The sequence below is a fragment of the Janthinobacterium sp. 17J80-10 genome (assembly GCF_004114795.1).
GTDB lineage: Bacteria > Pseudomonadota > Gammaproteobacteria > Burkholderiales > Burkholderiaceae_D > Paucimonas.
Genome location: NZ_CP035311.1, coordinates 904,179 through 920,953 on the forward strand (window position 1 = coordinate 904,179; position 16,775 = coordinate 920,953).

The following is a 16,775-nucleotide window of genomic DNA, read 5'->3' on the forward strand; positions in this document are numbered from 1 at the left end:
CCGGTTAGTTCGGCGTTAAAACTATGAAAGCCAGCTTTGCCGACTTGCTGAAGAAGATTCCTGGGCCAGCGTCCGAGAAATGGCCGGGCGGCGAGCGATTTGTTCAGGCGCTTTCGCATGGCTCAATGACAGTTGAGTTGTATGCTCCAGCCGGCCACGATCCTCAAGCGCCACACGACCAAGATGAGCTGTACTTTGTGGTAGCGGGAAATTCGGAATTTGTACTCGAAGATAATCGGACGCATCTTGCCACCGGTGACTGTGTATTTGTTCCAGCTGGCGCAGTACATAGGTTTGAGAGTTTCAGCAGTGATTTTTCAACTTGGGCAGTTTTCTGGGGACCAAATGGTGGCGAATAAAAGTTTTAACTCGTCACTCAACCCGGACGCCGCTATGCGGCGCCTGTTAGTTCGGCGTTAAATGGACAGGAAGGTTCTGGATTGAATTTTGCCGCAAGAATTGGATATCGTTTTGTTCTTGTTTCGTGTTGCCTATTTCTGGCAAGCGAACATGGCATTGCTGTGGCCAAGGAAGTAATTAAATGCCCTAGCGTAATCGAGGGTAATCAAAGTCTGGCCATGTACAAAGATTGGGGTTTTTATGACAACGGTCCTGGGAAGCTCTCCAGGGCGTGGATTATGAGGCTGGATGACCATTATGAAGAAACTCCAGACCCAGTAAAGACTACACAATCGAACACCGCCGAGAAACGAACGACAACCGAATTTTTCCGGGTAACTTCGTTGGTCGGCGAGCGATGGAGGCTGTATTGCGAGTATGGTGGGAAAGTAACGGAGAATACGCTGATACGGAGGAAGCTTCCGAGATTATTTGCCACGTGTGAGATTGAAGAGCATCTGACCAACTTAGGCAAGGAAATCGAAGCGCACTGTAAATAAAAATGTTGAAAATCTTTATTCACTGCTGTTCATTTAACTCGTTCCTGAACCAGGACGCACAACAACAAGCTGCCGCTTCGCGGCTCATGTTGTGCGCCTGTTAGCGCGGCGTTAGGCGTCTCCGTGACCAAAACAATCACCACTGTTTGCTTTGCGGTTCTTGTAACAATCCCCGCTTCTGCATGTCGAGCGGATGATCGGCTTCCGTCAGAAGCCCTCCGTTCTGTTAAGAAAATTTGTCCCGAAGTGCTGCGACATCCAATGGTAGTCGCAATAGGTAATCTCAGCGGAAAAGGGTTCCAAGACGTCGCGGCTATTGTCAATTGCAAATCCACAGAATACGGGGAACGACAAGACGAGGAACTCATCGTCCTTTATGGGCAACAAGGCGGCTCCTACAAAATCGCTTATCGGTCCGAAGTATGGCCTTGGAACGGGCGAAGCGAGAAGGAACTTGAAATCAAGAACAAGATTCTCGCCTTTTCTGAGCATTGCGCCTACAACTGTAATCCCGAAAGTTGGGCATCCTCTTACAAGTTCAAAATGCGCAATAACGACCTAATCCTGGCCGGTGAGGACCATTCAAGTACATTTATGTCTGGAAAGAAATTTGAATTGGAGGAAACAAGTGGAAATAGCGTCAATTACTTGACCCAGAAGGTGATCTACTGGAAGAAGACAAGGAGGCAGGGGTACTCCGAGAAGAGACATGCGTTCAAGCTCAAAGCCCCTCTCTCGCTATCCAATTTCAATCTCGAAACATGCATAATTAATGGCTTTTGCATGCCGACATCGGTTTCAATGCCTAGGCCATAATGAAGCCGCCGTCTAACCCATCATTCAACCGGACCGCAGAAAGCGGTCTTTCTCGCTAAGATGCGAACACTCCTTCGAACCATCTTTCTCCTGGTGTTTATGCAGTGTCAACATGCATTTTCTGCAGATAAAACTTTGCCGACAGCCCCAGTGAATCCGGAGTGCTATCGCGTTATTTCTGCAAAGGTAGGCAACGCGGATCTTCAATCAATGTGTTTAAACGACATATACCCCTCCAGGCCGATGATCGTCATTTCTCGACTTCATCGGGGTGGTGTAGGAATCGAGACACTTGCACGGTTCCCGTTTGAGACGGAATGTAACTGGACGCCAGACATGGCTCAACTTGTCTGCAATTTGGCAGGCTGGTCGCCCTTGGCAGGAGCTTCCTTCGAGAAAACTCCTGCAAAAGGATGTGTGTCCACCTACTCTTGTAAGAGTGGTTGCGACGGTCGACACACTCCAAAAGAAATTGTGCTCACCGATCTCGCGTGTCAGGATCCTCCCAGAACCAAGCCAAACGGCAGCACCACGTCATCCTGCGTTAAGTCTGAACGGCATAAAAATTTGACGGTATGCAAACTTGATCCAGTTAAGCCTTGATCGTCACACAATATTGACTTCACTTCCGGAGAAATGAAGCGATGGCAAATCAAAAACTGACGCCTAACTCGTTGCTTAACCAGGACAAGCAACATAGAGCTTGCCGCTTCGCGGCGCATGTTGCCTGCCTGTTAGCGCAGCGTTAGGCATCACGAGGTGCATCTGCGTCAAATTTCAGAAACGTAAGGAGTTCACATGAAGTCATATGCTGGTGGTTGTCTTTGTGGCGAAATTCGCTACCAGATCACAGCTGATGCAGGTCCGTCCAGGGTCTGTTGGTGCAGGGACTGTCAGCGGATCTCATCCAATGGGACCGTCAACGTGATCTTTCCAAGCAACGCGATCAAGATTTCCGGAGTACCAAGCAGGCACGAAAAGACCGCCGACAGCGGAAACACGGTAACCCGTCGCTTCTGCTCCAAGTGCGGTAGCCAGCTGTTCTCTGATTCGAGCGGTCGCCCCGGCCTTACGGTTGTACGAGTGGGCACGCTGGATGAACCGTCAACCATCAAACCAAGCACGAACATTTGGGTTTCAAGCGCGCCAAGTTGGGCTTGCGTTGATCAGTCGCTCGAGCAATTCAAAGGCCCGCCCGCTTCGGCGTCAACGGCAAAGACGTGATGCCTAACCCTTCCACCGAGAGGACGTCACAAGGGCTGCGCCCTTGCACCGCCTCTCATGTCAAACGTTATACATCCTGAATCAGTGCAGACTATGGAAATTAGAAAACTAAAAGAAACTGAGCTGAGTGAGCTTCTTGCCTTGTTAGAAGCAAAGGCAGAATTCGATGGCTGCCCGGAGTCCTTACGCGCAACCGAAGAAAACTTGCGGGACGCATTGTTCTCTGATCGACCAATGGCGCATGCGCTGGTGGCCGTAATCAATGGCACCTTGGTCGGTATGGCAACGTATTTCTCCATCTTTTCCACATTCATCGTCAAGCCCGGCCTTTGGCTCGACGATTTGTATGTGTATGAGGCATACCGAGGGCAGGGCATCGGGAAGGCATTGATGGAGCATCTGTGCAAAATTGCAGATGAAAACGCATGCGGCCGCGTAGATTGGTTAGTCTCGATGCATAACGAAAGCGGACAGAAGTTCTACGAGAGTATCGGAGCGACGATCTCTGACAAGGCAAGACTTGTTCGGCTCTCTGAATTGGAAATTAAACAGTTGGCGGCGGCAGATGTATAACTCATCACTCAACCCGGACACACAACATAAAGCTGCCGCTTCGCGGCCAATGTTGTGGGTCGGTTAGCTCGGCGATGCATTCAATGATCATCGATCATAAGGACGTACCTGAAGTATGAAATGCGAGAAACAGAATAACCCATTGCATGGAGTCACTCTTGAGAGTGTCGTCGTGAGACTGGTTGATCACTACGGCTGGGATGAGCTTGCTAATAGAATTAGTATCAATTGTTTTAAAAATGATCCGTCTGTGAAATCCAGCCTGAAATTTCTTCGGAAAACTCCTTGGGCTAGAGAGCAAGTGGAGAACCTGTACCTCTCTTCATTTGCAGTACGAAGCGAGCCAAAAAATGCATAGCCAGGCGTTATGAATAAAGGAGAAATGATGTCCGGTGAAGTAACGGGCGGTGTTCGAGTAATCCTTCGGCTTGAAGGGTTGGTGGTTCTTGCTGCGGTCTTACTTGCTTATTCCAAGTTTGGAAATGGTTGGGAAGTCTTTGCAATTTTCTTCTTGCTACCTGACCTTTCGTTTTTAGGCTATCTGATGGGGCCAAGAGTAGGTGCAGCCGCCTATAATTTTGCGCACTCGTATATCGGTGCAGTTGCGTGTCTAACCGGCGGCTTATTGCTTTCCTTGCCACTGTTACTAACTGCCGGCTTGATTTGGTGTGCCCATATTGGATTTGATCGCGTGCTTGGCTATGGCCTCAAATATCAAACAGGATTTGGTTTTACGCATTTCGGGCGGATTGGTCGACATGCGTAATTCATTGTTCAACCCAGACAAACGCCAAAGAAAAGGCCGCTTCGCGGCCCATGGCGCATGCTGGCCAACGTGGCGTTGAGTGGAAAAAGAAAAATTATGAGCGTTATTCTCTCGTTAAAGGTCGCGTTAGTTCCGTTACTTATTGGAGGAGTTACACTGGCTGGCCGGCGTTGGGGGCCTAGTGTCGCGGGTTGGCTGTCCGCCTTCCCAATCGTGTCAGCGCCCATTCTGTTTTTCATTGCTCTTGAACAGGGCACGCCATTTGCAGCGCACGCTTCGGTAGCAACGCTATCTGCGGTGCTTGCCATTCTCGTTTTTGGGGTAAGTTACGCTTGGGCTGCCCTTCGGTATTCGTGGATCGTCAGCGCTCTGTTTAGCTTTACCTGCTACTTCTTGACTGTCGTGACGCTATTTGCATGGGCACCGTCGTTGATGGCAGCGGGAGTCAGCGTGTTTCTGGCGCTAGCGGTAGCCCCTACGGTCTATCCCAATCCTCCAGCGTCAGCGGTCGCTCCGGCATCAGGAGCACGCAGCGATATATTGTGGCGTATGGTCGCCGGCGCAGCTCTTGTGATGCTTGTCACCCACTTTTCGTCCCGCCTAGGAGCGCGATTGAGTGGGTTGCTTGCCATGTTTCCGGTCATTGCGTCGGTGTTAACTGTTTTCTCCCATATACGCAACGGTACGGACTTTACGATTAAGCAGCTTCGCAGCATGGTGCTTGGGTACTATGCGTTTGCCAGTTTCTGCTTGGTGTTGGCCTTGGCATTACCTTATATGAATATTGGGCTCGCATTCGCGCTGTCGCTAGCTGCTGCGGTGGTCGTTCAGGGCACTTCACGCATCTACCTAAACACCCAACCAGCGGTTCAAGTCGACGGCCCCGCCTCCGGCGAGACCGCGGTTTAATCTAGACGTTGGGCCTTTCGCTGTTCAACTCGTACGCTTCCAGGATTTTAAAATCAATGGAAAACAATTACATGAAAACGTTCTTCTCTGCTATTGCTGCCGTTGTTATTGGTTCAGCAGTAAACGTCCCATCGGCTTTAGCTGGCACAGCCACAGACGCCCTAAGTACATGCTTGGCCGATAACACAACGGGCAAGGATCGCAAAGAGATGGCGCGTTGGATCTTCGTGGGGATGGCGACTCATCCAGAAATCAAGACATTATCGAACGTAACTCAGGCAAAACGGGAGGAACTCGATAAGAGCATGGCAGCATTGATTACGAGACTAATGACAGAAAACTGTCTAGTACAGGCGCGATCGGCGATGGAGAAAGATGGAGGTGAGGCATTTAAAGTTGCGTTTGGCGTTGTTGGCAAGTTGGCAATGCAAGAGTTGATGTCTAACCCAAATGTAAATGCCTCATTTTCCGACTTCGCAAAATACATGGATCAAAAGAAATTCAATTCTGTATTCTCAAATAAATGAGGCCCAACCTATCATTCCACTGGACCTTGCGCAAAAAACCGCAGAAGGCCGATGAATTCAAACGATATATGGATTAGCGATGGAAGAAGTGCGATTCCGATATAGATGTCCTGCCTGCGATAAGGGAATTCTAAATCGCAAGATAGATCGCTGTTTGTATTGTGGCGCGACGCTTCCGCCTGAGCTTCTTTTATCAAAAGAAATAGTGGCTGAGCTAGATCGGCAGCAGCAAGATTTAGAAGAAAAAAGAAATCGCGAGAAGTCTCCAAAAATCGATGAAAGCTCGGATTCTGGATTCGGCTTGGGTGACATCATTGAAATTGCAAGCGACATTGGTGGCCTTTTTGATTGATCCATCGATGCTGAACCAGGACGAGCAACATGCATCTTGCCGCTTTCCGGCCTCAAGGGTTTCGGAGCAAACGCGCGCTACTATGCGGCCAAGGTACTGGAGCCGGACGGATGCAGCCTTGAATTCGTCTGCAAGAGCTGGCAGCAGTAAGTCCACGTGCCAGTGAGTTTGCAGTTTCGCGGCGTGGGATGCAGGCCTGTCAGGCTCCGGGATAGATTTCACTTATTTCAATATGCGATATCAGGGAAAAATCACTACATGGAAGGATGGCCAGGGATTTGGGTTCATCAGTCCAAATGGCGGCGGACCTCCAGTTTTCGTCCATATCAAAAAATTTACAAACAGTATGCGCCGCCCTGTTGTAGGCGAGATCGTTACCTATGAGGTAACACGGAATGAAAAGGGACAGCCGCGCGCTGAACATGTTGCGTTTAATGATGATCGTGTTCGCCTCCATAAGGCAAAAAGTAATGAAACGCCGCCGCTATCCATTGCTGCCCTGTTTCTTGCTTTTGTTGCAGCCTCTGCACTACTAGGAAAACTGCCAGTCTTCCTCCTGGGGCTGTATTTTGTTGCGAGTGCCGCCACCTACGCCGCTTACTGGGCGGATAAATCTGCGGCCAAATCTGGCCAATGGAGAATCAGGGAAAGCACACTGCATCTAGTCGGCCTGGTCGGCGGTTGGCCAGGTGCATTAATTGCACAGCGTATTTTTCGGCACAAATCGAGAAAGCTATCTTTTCAGATCGTCTTTTGGATATGCGTTTTCCTTAACTGCGGCACACTCGGTTGGCTATTCTCGTCGTCTGGCGCCCGGGCCTTCCATGCATTTTTGGGGGCTTTGTGAAGCTCACTATTCCCATATTTCGAAGTGTATTTGCCTGTCAGTGCAGCGTTAAGGCTATCAAATGGAACCATCGCTCCTTGGAACGAAATACGACAAGATTGCCCAGTGGTGGCATGAGCGCCATGTCAATTCCTCGTATGGCGTCACGCAGTTTGAAAGGGCCTTGCGATTTACTTCCCGGGAAGGCAAGGCATTAGACGTAGGGTGTGGCGCAGGAGGACGATTTGTCCGCATTTTGCAAAGCCATGACTTTGCTGTCACCGGCCTTGACGTCTCGAAGGAGATGATCCGTTTGGCCAGGATGAATCACCCAGAGCACACTTTCTTGCATCAGGATATTTGCACGTGGGAGACCGATGAAAAATTCAACTTTATCCTTGCCTGGGACAGTATTTTTCATTTGCCGTTTGAAATGCAGCAGCCTGTTGTTTCCAAGTTATGCAGTCTATTGGCTACCGGAGGAATCCTGATGTATAGCTTTGGTGACGCGCATGGTGAACATACGGATCATTGGCACAACGATACTTTTTATTATAGTTCGATAGGAATATCCGAAAATCTACAGCTGCTGATGCGCAATGGATTAAAGATCTTGCACCTTGAGCTAGACCAGTATCCAGAAAATCATGTCTATACAATTGCTGCCAAGCCTTAACGCGTCACACACCCAGAGTCGCAACAGTTGCCTTGCTGCGAACCTTTTCGGCTCATTTTTTTCCGTGCCGCTTGTTCTTTTCCAGAATCGCAAACAGGATCAGCGCATAAGACACTAGCCTGATCAGATAAAAGGCAGGTGTTTCCTCATTTTGAGTGACTGACATGCCTAGCACGATCCGGTTCACCGCCTCCAGCGCAAATGAAATTGCAAAGTACAGGAAAAATTTATCGCGCGTGCTTTTCCAGAAACGAAGAAAAAACAGGCTGACAGTCAGGGACACCATGATAATGGCGCCGGTTAATATCGCATTCAGTTGCATCACTCTTCCACCCAGATCAGTCCAAATAGCAGCGGGAGCAGCGCGACCAGGGCCACTGCCAGGCGCCCAGTGGATAAATCGACTTCAGGCCCGGTCAGGAGACGATCGATCACGAGCATGACATTGTTAATAAAGAGCCCGCAAAAGCACAAACCGCTCCAGAGCAACAAGCGCAGGCGACTGCGCAAGTAACTGCGCAGGATCAGGCACGCGCAGGCGAACGCAGTCAGCGCACAAAGCATGTAGATAATCGAAGCTGCCATCAGGGATCCTTTTTCCACAGGAACGCATCAGCAAACTGTTGCGCCTTCCTGTTTGTCTTTGAATGAATGAGATTGGTCACTTCGATCAAATTCTCGGCGTACACCCTCGCGAGAAGATCGATTGTCTGCGCAAGTTCGTCTGACTGCGGATGGTATCGAAAGAGTGGCGCCTGGTGATCGGTGACTTCTACTACCCCCTTGCTGCACAGCTCGTCGAGGAGCGACTGCGCGACGCTGTCCGAGAGATATAAGCGCTGCGCGGCCCGCTTTGCATCCCACGGATAGTCCGCCTCGCTGCGCAAGAGCAGCATGGCTTCGAGATAGGGCACGGAAGGAATCCCAAGCATAATGAACCGGACAAGGTCATTCGGGATGGTCGTCTGGGCCATTGAACGCTGCATGTCACTCTGAGGTCATCAAGCTGCAGAGGTGGAGAGGCACTGGTTGAACGCATTGTTTAGCGCGTCCAGGCTCACAGGCTTTACCAGGTGCATATCGAAGCCGGCTTCAATTGCCTTGACCTTGTCATCTGCAAGGCCATATCCAGTCAATGCGATGAGCTTGAGGGCGCACGTTTTTGGCATGGCACGAAGTTTCTGCGCCACTTCGTAGCCATTCATGTCAGGCATGCCGATATCGATCAGGACAATGTCGGGCAATTCAGCTGCAGCAATTTCAATGCCGCACGCCCCATTGGCTGCTGTCAGCGTTCGATGCCCGAGCGTGGATAACATCGCTGCCATGATGGATCGGGCATCGTCGTTATCTTCTATCAGGAGGATGGAATATGTTGCGGCAGGGGAGTTTGGGCGGAGCGTTGCCAGATTGCTCGTTACCTCTTCACTCCTTGGCAGCCGAATGGTAAACCTGCTGCCGGTGCCGCTTCCCTGACTGTCTGCGGTTACGTCGCCGTCATGCAGAAGCACGAGTTGACGGACCAGGGATAGGCCGATGCCCAGGCCACCCTGCGGGCGGTCAAGTGACCGCTCGCCTTGGCTAAAAATATCGAATATCCGGGTGAGCAGGTCAGGCGACATGCCGATTCCGGAGTCACTGACCGAGAGCATGGCTTCGTCGCCGGCTGCCCTCAGTTCGACATGGATTTCTCCGCCGTTCGGCGTGTATTTCAGTGCGTTATCCAGGAGATTGGTTACGACTTGTTCGATGCGCGTTGCATCGGCTTCGATATGGACTTCGTCGGCAACCACTGTCAACGTATGGTGCCGGGTGCGCCCGGCAATTGTCAGTGTTTCGATGCACCTGTGAACTATTTGCGCAAAATTTGTTGGGCGCCTGGTCAGCGATATCTTGCCTAACATGACCCGGCTTAAATCCAGCAAGTCGTCAACAATGCTTGTGAGTTGCGTACTTTGGCGGCGAATGATTTCCTTTGCAGCGATCGTCTGCTGCTGCCCGATCCCGTCGAGGCTGAGAAGTATTGCCGCGCCATTGATGGCGCTGAGCGGGTTGCGCAACTCGTGACCCAGCATTGCCAAAAACTCTTCGGTGGTCTTGTTTTTGTGCTCAGCGGTCTTGCGTTTATCTATTTCAGCTTCAAGCAGCGCATTGATGGTGGTGAGTTCTTGCGTACGCTTGTCTAAAATGCTGGCCTGGCTTTTGAGTTCGAGTTTTTTCCTGGCCAGGCCAACAAACACCGATAGCTTCGCCTTCAGGATCTGTGGGATGATCGGCGTGAACAGGTAATCGACGGCGCCCTGCTCGTAGCCCCTTAACCGGTTCATCTCATCGGCCAGATAGGCGGTCAAAAAGATGATGGGGGTCGAAGCTGAAGCCTTCCGGGAATGAATTGCCTCGGCAGTTTCAAAGCCGTTCATGCCGGGCATATTGACATCCAGGAGAATGACGGCGAAATCATGCAGCAAGACTTGCTTCAACGCTTCGGCGCCCGAACGTGCCGAAATGACCTTGAAAGCGAGTTCTTCCTGCCATTGCGACAGCAAGGCAACCAAGCCTAACAGACTGCCCGGGTCATCATTGACGACGAGAACAGTTGGGACGTGTTCTAAATAATCGTGATTCGTCACAGCGTATTTTGGAAAAAGCGTTTCTCGTCCTGCTCCATAATTTTTTAAGTCTGGAACGAAAAGCACAGGGTAAAAAGAGGGTGGCTGCAAAAATTTACTTTGACCTTCCAATATGCTGCATTCTCACCTTTTGGCCAGTGCATTAATAACATAAAGAAACTACCTTGCGATATATCAATGTATGTTGATCAAATGCAATTAAGTTCTTGCAAGCCTGTATAGAGCGGTAAAGAATTCCCTAGTTCACTTCCCTCCCTGATTATTTCCATGAATACATTGACCGATGTTCAGCAAACCATTGATTCCAAAAAATTACTTGCCGCCTTGATGGCATTGAAAAAAGGGGATTTTTCGGTTCGCATGCCATCGGATTTAACGGGCCTGGATGGAAAGATTGCGGATACGCTTAATGAAATCATGGAAAACAGCGAGGCAATGGCCCTGGGCATTGTCAGCGTCAGCAAGGTCGTCGGCCGCGATGGCAAGCTGTCCCAGCGTTGCCCCGCGCCTCAGGTGGGAGGACGATGGGCGACGATTGTCAATTCGGTCAATACGCTGATCGACGACCTGGTCCGGCCGACGACCGAAATGGCGCGCGTGATTGGCGCGGTCGCCAAAGGCGACCTGTCGCAGACCATGATGCTGGATGTCGACGGGCGTCCGCTCAAGGGCCAGTTCCTGCGTTCCGCAACGACCGCCAATACGATGGTTGCACAGCTGTCCTCCTTCGCCTCCGAAGTAACGCGCGTGGCGCGCGAAGTTGGTACCGAAGGCAAGCTCGGCGGCCAGGCCAACGTGCCGGGCGTGGCCGGCACCTGGAAAGACTTGACCGACTCGGTCAACTCCATGGCCGGCAACCTGACTTCCCAGGTGCGCAACATCGCCGACGTGACGACCGCGGTGGCAAACGGCGACTTGTCCAAGAAGATCACGGTGGACGTGCGCGGCGAGATCCTGCAGCTGAAAGACACCATCAATACCATGGTGGACCAGTTGCGTTCCTTTGCTTCAGAGGTGACCCGCGTGGCGCGTGAAGTGGGCACCGAAGGGCGCCTGGGCGGCCAGGCCTTCGTGCCGGGCGCATCCGGGACCTGGAAGGATTTGACCGATTCGGTGAACTTCATGGCATCGAACCTGACGGACCAGGTGCGAAACATCGCCGATGTGACGACGGCGGTGGCGAATGGCGACTTGTCCAAGAAGATCACGGTGGACGTAAAGGGCGAGATTCTGGAATTGAAAGACACCATCAACGTGATGGTGGACCAGCTGTCTTCCTTCGCCTCGGAGGTGACCCGTGTGGCTCGTGAGGTCGGTACCGAGGGTAAGCTCGGCGGCCAGGCAGAAGTTACCGGCGTGGCCGGTACATGGAAAGACTTGACGGATTCGGTCAACTCCATGGCGGGTAACCTGACCGGGCAGGTGCGTAACATCGCGGAGGTGACGACGGCGGTGGCGAATGGCGACTTGTCCAAGAAAATCACGGTGGATGTGAAAGGCGAGATTCTGGAATTGAAGGACACCATCAACGTGATGGTGGACCAGCTGTCTTCCTTCGCTTCTGAAGTGACCCGTGTGGCGCGTGAAGTGGGCACCGAGGGCAAGCTCGGTGGCCAGGCGCAGGTGAAGGGTGTCGGCGGCACCTGGAAAGACTTGACCGACAACGTCAACTTCATGGCGTCAAATCTGACCGGGCAGGTGCGTAACATCGCGGAGGTGACGACGGCGGTGGCAAACGGCGACTTGTCGAAGAAAATCACTGCCGACGTGAAGGGCGAGATTCTGGAATTGAAAAACACCATCAACGTGATGGTGGACCAATTGTCCTCGTTCGCATCCGAGGTGACGCGCGTGGCGCGTGAAGTTGGCACCGAAGGCCGCCTGGGCGGCCAGGCGAATGTGCCGGGCGTGGCGGGCACCTGGAAAGATCTCACCGATAACGTCAATTCCATGGCGGGCAACCTGACCGGGCAGGTGCGCAATATTGCGGAAGTGACGACCGCCGTGGCGAACGGCGACTTGTCCAAGAAAATCACGGTGGACGTGCGCGGCGAGATCCTGCAGCTCAAAAACACGATTAACGTGATGGTGGACCAGCTGTCTTCCTTTGCCTCGGAGGTGACGCGTGTGGCGCGTGAAGTGGGTACCGAAGGCAAGCTCGGCGGCCAGGCGGAGGTCACCGGCGTGGCCGGGACCTGGAAGGACCTGACCGACTCGGTCAACTCCATGGCCGGTAACCTGACCGGCCAGGTGCGCAACATTGCCGAAGTGACGACCGCGGTGGCGAATGGCGACCTGTCCAAGAAAATCACGGCAGATGCGAAAGGCGAAATCCTGGAATTGAAGAACACCATCAACGTGATGGTGGACCAGCTGTCTTCCTTCGCCTCCGAAGTCACGCGCGTGGCGCGTGAAGTGGGTACCGAGGGCAAGCTCGGCGGCCAGGCGCAGGTGAAGGGTGTCGGCGGCACCTGGAAAGACTTGACCGAAAACGTCAACTCCATGGCGGGTAACCTGACCGGGCAGGTGCGTAACATTGCGGAAGTGACCACCGCCGTGGCGAACGGCGACTTGTCCAAGAAAATTACCGCCGATGCCAAGGGTGAAATTCTTGAGCTCAAGGATACGATTAACGTGATGGTGGACCAGTTGCGTTCCTTCGCTTCCGAAGTAACGCGGGTGGCGCGCGAAGTGGGTACCGAAGGCAAGCTGGGCGGCCAGGCCAACGTGCCGGGCGTGGCCGGCACCTGGAAAGACTTGACCGACTCGGTCAACTCCATGGCCGGCAACCTGACCTCGCAGGTGCGTAACATCGCCGACGTGACCACGGCGGTGGCAAACGGCGACTTGTCCAAGAAGATCACGGTGGACGTGCGCGGCGAGATCCTGCAGCTGAAAGACACCATCAATACCATGGTGGACCAGTTGCGTTCCTTTGCCTCGGAGGTGACCCGCGTGGCGCGTGAGGTCGGTACCGAAGGGCGCCTGGGCGGCCAGGCCTTCGTGCCGGGCGCATCCGGGACCTGGAAGGATTTGACCGATTCGGTGAACTTCATGGCATCGAACCTGACGGATCAGGTGCGTAACATTGCGGAAGTGACCACCGCCGTGGCAAACGGCGACTTGTCCAAGAAGATCACGGTGGACGTGAAGGGTGAGATTCTCGAATTGAAGGACACCATCAACGTGATGGTGGACCAGCTGTCTTCCTTCGCCTCCGAAGTGACCCGCGTGGCGCGCGAGGTGGGTACCGAGGGCAAGCTCGGCGGCCAGGCGCAGGTGAAGGGTGTCGGCGGCACCTGGAAAGACTTGACCGAAAACGTCAACTTCATGGCGGCCAACCTGACCCAGCAAGTGCGTGGTATCGCGGGCGTGGTGACCGCGGTGGCCAACGGCGACTTGAAAAAGAAGCTGACCGTGGCAGCGCAAGGTGAGATTGCCTCGCTGGCAAACACCATCAACGAGATGACCGATACCCTGGCGGTGTTTGCCGACCAGGTGACGACTGTTGCGCGCGAAGTCGGTGTGGAAGGCAAGCTGGGCGGACAGGCCAGCGTGCCCGGTGCTTCCGGAACCTGGAAGGCGCTGACGGAAAACGTCAACCAGCTTGCGGCGAACCTGAGTACGCAGGTGCGCGCCATTGCCGAGGTGGCCACAGCGGTGACGCGCGGCGACTTGTCCCGCTCAATTCAGGTGGAAGCAAGCGGCGAGGTGTCCGATCTCAAGGACAACATCAATGAGATGATCCGTAATCTGAAGGAAACCACCCAGAAAAACGCCGAGCAGGACTGGCTCAAGACCAACCTGGCGCGGTTTACCCAGCTGCTGCAAGGCCAGCGCGATCTGGAAGCGGTCAGCAAGCTGATTCTCTCGGAACTGGCGCCGCTGGTATCGGCGCATCATGGCGTGTTTTACATGATGGATTCCCAGACCCAGACCGAACGCTTGAACATGATCGCCAGTTATGGCTACCGTTCGAGCAAAAAGGTGCCGACCTCGTTCAGTCCCGGCGAAGGCCTGGTAGGACAATGTGCGGTGGAAAAAAGCCGGGTGTGGCTGACCAATGTGCCGCGCGATTACATCGCCGTGTCGTCCGGCCTGGGCGCGGCGCCGCCGACAAATATCGTCGTGTTGCCGATCCTGTTCGAGCAGGAAGTCAAGGCCGTGATCGAAATCGCCTCGCTGGACCGCTTTACGGCGACCCATATCGGCTTCCTTGATCAGTTGATGGAATCGATTGGCGTGGTGCTCAACACAATCGAAACCAATAGCCGTACAGAAAGTTTGCTGGCCCAGTCCCAGCGTCTTGCGCAAGAGCTGCAGCAGACGAACCAGGAACTGGCGGAAAAAGCGCGCTTGCTGTATGAGCAGAACAGCGAAGTCGAACGCAAAAACCATGAGGTGGAACAGGCCAAGTTCGCTCTTGAAGAAAAAGCCTCCCAGCTGGCCCTGTCGTCGAAATACAAATCCGAGTTCCTGGCCAATATGTCGCATGAGCTGCGAACACCACTGAACAGCTTGCTGCTGCTGGCGCAGCAGCTGGGTGAAAACCCGTCCGGAAATCTGTTGCCTGCCCAGGTCGAATATGCACGGACGATCTATGGATCAGGCAGTGACCTGCTGACGCTCATCAACGACATTCTCGACCTGTCGAAGATTGAATCCGGCACGGTGACCATCGAAGTCAGTGAATACAGGTTCACTGTCCTGACCAATTATATCGAGCGGACATTCCGCCATATGGCGGAAGCCAAGCATGTCAATTTCAACATCAGCCGCGGCGCCACGCTGCCGCCGGCATTGGTCACCGACACCACGCGCTTGCAGCAGATCCTGAAAAACCTGCTGTCCAATGCCTTCAAATTCACGCCGCATGGGGAAGTGCGCTTAAGCATCAGTGTGGCCGAAACAGGCTGGAGTGCCGACCATCCCAATCTGCGCGCTGCCGATGCCGTTATTGCCTTCTCGGTCATTGATACCGGCATTGGCATACCCTCCGAGAAGCTGCAGCTGATCTTTGAAGCATTCCAGCAGGCGGATGGCAGCACGGCCCGCAAATATGGCGGCACTGGCCTGGGGCTTTCCATCAGTCGCGAACTGGCACGCTTGCTTGGCGGCGAACTTCGGGTAACGAGCTCGGTCGGTGTCGGCAGCGCCTTTACGCTGTATCTGCCTTATAACAAGGCAGGGCTCGCCAAATACAACGCATCCAGTCATCCGCAAGGCATCGTGGCGCCATCGAGCGCCTTTCACCTGAATGATGCGCCTGTCGCAGCGCTTGCGTCGCCGTCCAGGCATGCAGGCATGGATGGCGAGGAAGTGCAGGCCACGGCTGCAGTCACCGTGCTGGTGGAACATGAATCGAGTTCCGATGACCGCAATGTCGTCGCGCCTGGCGACCCTGCCATCCTGATCATTGAAGATGATGAAACGTTCTCGAGCGTTTTACTGGACCTCGCGCGAAAAAAGAACTTCAAGGCCATCGTAACCTCCAGCGGCGATTCAGCATTGACTCTGGCGCGCGACTACATGCCGACGGCGATTTTCCTGGATATCGATTTGCCGGATATTGACGGCTTTACCGTACTTGATCGTCTCAAGCGACACCCAAGCACGCGCCATATCCCGATACATATCCTGTCGAGCACCCATGAAAGAGAGCGTGGCCTGCGCCAGGGGGCGATTTCCTATCTTACCAAGCCGGTATCGTTCGAGCGGCTGGACGAAGAATTTACGCGCGTGCAGCAATTTCTTGTCCGCGGAAAACGGACTCTTTTAATCGTGGAAGATGATGAGGCCCAACGTAACCAGGTCATTTCTCTGCTTGGCGACAACGATATTGTCATCACGGCGGTAAATAGCGGAAAGGCAGCGCTGGGCGCGCTCAACGCGTCCCGATTCGACTGCATGGTGCTGGACTTGACGCTGCCGGACATCGACGGATTTGAACTGCTGAATAGCATCGGCAAAGATGTCAAACTGCGCGATTTGCCTGTCATCGTCTACACGGCAAAAGACCTCAGTCGCTCCGAGATCGTCAATCTGTCCGCCGCGGCCAGGACCATCGTGATCAAGGATGCGCGTTCTCCGGAACGCCTGGTCCACGAGACTGCGCTGTTCCTGCATCGCTCCCCGTCGAGCCTGCCCGAAATACAGCGGCAAATGATTGAAGAAATCGACATTGCCGATAGCGGTCTCGCCGGGCGCAAGGTATTGATCGTCGATGACGACTTGCGCAACATCTTTGCTTTGACGACGGTCCTTGAGCGGCATGACATGTCGGTCGCCTTTGCGGAAAACGGCAAGGATGGCATCGAGATGCTGGAAAAGGATCCATCGATCGAGATTGTCCTGATGGACATCATGATGCCGGAAATGGACGGATATGACACGATGCGCGCCATACGCAAAATAGAACGCTTCAAGTCGCTGCCGATCATTACCCTGACAGCCAAAGCGATGAAGGGCGACCGCGACAAGTGCCTGGCCGCGGGCGCGTCGGACTATATTACGAAGCCGGTCGATGTGTCCCAGCTACTGTCCCTCATGCGCGTATGGCTGCATCGATAGGCGCTGC

16 protein-coding genes are annotated in these 16,775 nt (G+C 53.5%); 12 read left to right on the forward strand and 4 right to left on the reverse strand.

Annotated elements, in window-relative coordinates; all coding sequences use genetic code 11:
- The first annotated feature begins 23 nt into the window (after positions 1-23).
- The 11 genes from EKL02_RS04030 to EKL02_RS04080 all read left to right on the forward strand — a co-directional run bounded on the left by EKL02_RS04030 (position 24) and on the right by EKL02_RS04080 (position 7,568).
- Positions 24-359, forward strand: coding sequence for a cupin domain-containing protein (locus tag EKL02_RS04030; RefSeq protein ID WP_128900847.1), 336 nt, complete (start codon positions 24-26; stop codon positions 357-359).
- Positions 360-1,022: 663 nt separating this feature from the next.
- Entirely contained in the window at positions 1,023-1,715 is a 693-nt protein-coding gene (locus tag EKL02_RS04035; protein WP_128900848.1) for a hypothetical protein, read from the forward strand.
- Between the two features lie 798 nt (positions 1,716-2,513).
- Positions 2,514-2,939: a GFA family protein gene (locus EKL02_RS04040; RefSeq protein WP_128900849.1), complete on the forward strand. Its 426-nt coding sequence runs from the start codon at positions 2,514-2,516 to the stop codon at positions 2,937-2,939.
- Between the two features lie 93 nt (positions 2,940-3,032).
- Positions 3,033-3,512, forward strand: a complete 480-nt coding sequence (locus EKL02_RS04045; protein ID WP_164931943.1) for a GNAT family N-acetyltransferase — start codon at positions 3,033-3,035, stop codon at positions 3,510-3,512.
- Positions 3,513-3,627: 115 nt separating this feature from the next.
- Positions 3,628-3,870: a VF530 family protein gene (locus EKL02_RS04050; protein WP_128900851.1), complete on the forward strand. Its 243-nt coding sequence runs from the start codon at positions 3,628-3,630 to the stop codon at positions 3,868-3,870.
- Between the two features lie 27 nt (positions 3,871-3,897).
- Complete coding sequence (locus EKL02_RS04055) at positions 3,898-4,278, forward strand: DUF4260 domain-containing protein (protein WP_128900852.1); 381 nt, start codon at positions 3,898-3,900, stop codon at positions 4,276-4,278.
- 57 nt (positions 4,279-4,335) lie between these two features.
- On the forward strand, positions 4,336-5,187 hold the full coding sequence (locus EKL02_RS04060; protein WP_206732447.1) for a hypothetical protein: 852 nt from the start codon (positions 4,336-4,338) through the stop codon (positions 5,185-5,187).
- 71 nt (positions 5,188-5,258) lie between these two features.
- Entirely contained in the window at positions 5,259-5,714 is a 456-nt protein-coding gene (locus EKL02_RS04065) for a hypothetical protein (RefSeq protein ID WP_128900853.1), read from the forward strand.
- 79 nt (positions 5,715-5,793) lie between these two features.
- Positions 5,794-6,066: a hypothetical protein gene (locus EKL02_RS04070; RefSeq protein WP_128900854.1), complete on the forward strand. Its 273-nt coding sequence runs from the start codon at positions 5,794-5,796 to the stop codon at positions 6,064-6,066.
- 232 nt (positions 6,067-6,298) lie between these two features.
- Positions 6,299-6,913, forward strand: a complete 615-nt coding sequence (locus tag EKL02_RS04075) for a cold shock and DUF1294 domain-containing protein (protein ID WP_128900855.1) — start codon at positions 6,299-6,301, stop codon at positions 6,911-6,913.
- Between the two features lie 61 nt (positions 6,914-6,974).
- On the forward strand, positions 6,975-7,568 hold the full coding sequence (locus EKL02_RS04080; protein WP_128900856.1) for a class I SAM-dependent methyltransferase: 594 nt from the start codon (positions 6,975-6,977) through the stop codon (positions 7,566-7,568).
- 52 nt (positions 7,569-7,620) lie between these two features.
- Here the strand turns inward: EKL02_RS04080 and EKL02_RS04085 are convergent, their stop codons facing one another.
- The 4 genes from EKL02_RS04085 to EKL02_RS04100 are packed head-to-tail and all read right to left on the reverse strand — an operon-like array spanning position 7,621 to position 10,198.
- On the reverse strand, positions 7,621-7,890 hold the full coding sequence (locus tag EKL02_RS04085) for a DUF5985 family protein (RefSeq protein ID WP_164931945.1): 270 nt from the start codon (positions 7,888-7,890) through the stop codon (positions 7,621-7,623).
- Entirely contained in the window at positions 7,890-8,153 is a 264-nt protein-coding gene (locus EKL02_RS04090) for a DUF5985 family protein (RefSeq protein WP_128900857.1), read from the reverse strand. Before EKL02_RS04090 ends, EKL02_RS04085 begins: the two co-directional genes overlap by 1 nt.
- Positions 8,153-8,542 carry a hypothetical protein gene (locus tag EKL02_RS04095; protein WP_128900858.1) on the reverse strand — a complete coding sequence of 130 codons (390 nt, stop codon included), beginning with the start codon at positions 8,540-8,542 and terminating at the stop codon, positions 8,153-8,155. The genes EKL02_RS04090 and EKL02_RS04095 overlap by 1 nt, the downstream gene beginning before the upstream one ends.
- Before the next feature lie 27 nt (positions 8,543-8,569).
- On the reverse strand, positions 8,570-10,198 hold the full coding sequence (locus tag EKL02_RS04100; RefSeq protein WP_128900859.1) for a response regulator: 1,629 nt from the start codon (positions 10,196-10,198) through the stop codon (positions 8,570-8,572).
- Positions 10,199-10,465: 267 nt separating this feature from the next.
- Between EKL02_RS04100 and EKL02_RS04105 the strand changes: the two genes are divergently transcribed.
- Positions 10,466-16,768: a HAMP domain-containing protein gene (locus tag EKL02_RS04105; protein ID WP_128900860.1), complete on the forward strand. Its 6,303-nt coding sequence runs from the start codon at positions 10,466-10,468 to the stop codon at positions 16,766-16,768.
- Positions 16,769-16,775 lie beyond the last annotated feature (7 nt).

Coding starts and splice junctions, on each gene's coding strand:
- EKL02_RS04030 (WP_128900847.1), top strand. CDS start 24: ATGAAAGCCAGCTTTGCCGACTTGCTGAAGAAGATTCCTGGGCCAGCG.
- EKL02_RS04040 (WP_128900849.1), top strand. CDS start 2,514: ATGAAGTCATATGCTGGTGGTTGTCTTTGTGGCGAAATTCGCTACCAG.
- EKL02_RS04045 (WP_164931943.1), top strand. CDS start 3,033: ATGGAAATTAGAAAACTAAAAGAAACTGAGCTGAGTGAGCTTCTTGCC.
- EKL02_RS04050 (WP_128900851.1), top strand. CDS start 3,628: ATGAAATGCGAGAAACAGAATAACCCATTGCATGGAGTCACTCTTGAG.
- EKL02_RS04055 (WP_128900852.1), top strand. CDS start 3,898: ATGTCCGGTGAAGTAACGGGCGGTGTTCGAGTAATCCTTCGGCTTGAA.
- EKL02_RS04060 (WP_206732447.1), top strand. CDS start 4,336: ATGCTGGCCAACGTGGCGTTGAGTGGAAAAAGAAAAATTATGAGCGTT.
- EKL02_RS04065 (WP_128900853.1), top strand. CDS start 5,259: ATGAAAACGTTCTTCTCTGCTATTGCTGCCGTTGTTATTGGTTCAGCA.
- EKL02_RS04070 (WP_128900854.1), top strand. CDS start 5,794: ATGGAAGAAGTGCGATTCCGATATAGATGTCCTGCCTGCGATAAGGGA.
- EKL02_RS04075 (WP_128900855.1), top strand. CDS start 6,299: ATGCGATATCAGGGAAAAATCACTACATGGAAGGATGGCCAGGGATTT.
- EKL02_RS04080 (WP_128900856.1), top strand. CDS start 6,975: ATGGAACCATCGCTCCTTGGAACGAAATACGACAAGATTGCCCAGTGG.
- EKL02_RS04085 (WP_164931945.1), bottom strand. CDS start 7,890: ATGCAACTGAATGCGATATTAACCGGCGCCATTATCATGGTGTCCCTG.
- EKL02_RS04090 (WP_128900857.1), bottom strand. CDS start 8,153: ATGGCAGCTTCGATTATCTACATGCTTTGTGCGCTGACTGCGTTCGCC.
- EKL02_RS04095 (WP_128900858.1), bottom strand. CDS start 8,542: ATGGCCCAGACGACCATCCCGAATGACCTTGTCCGGTTCATTATGCTT.
- EKL02_RS04105 (WP_128900860.1), top strand. CDS start 10,466: ATGAATACATTGACCGATGTTCAGCAAACCATTGATTCCAAAAAATTA.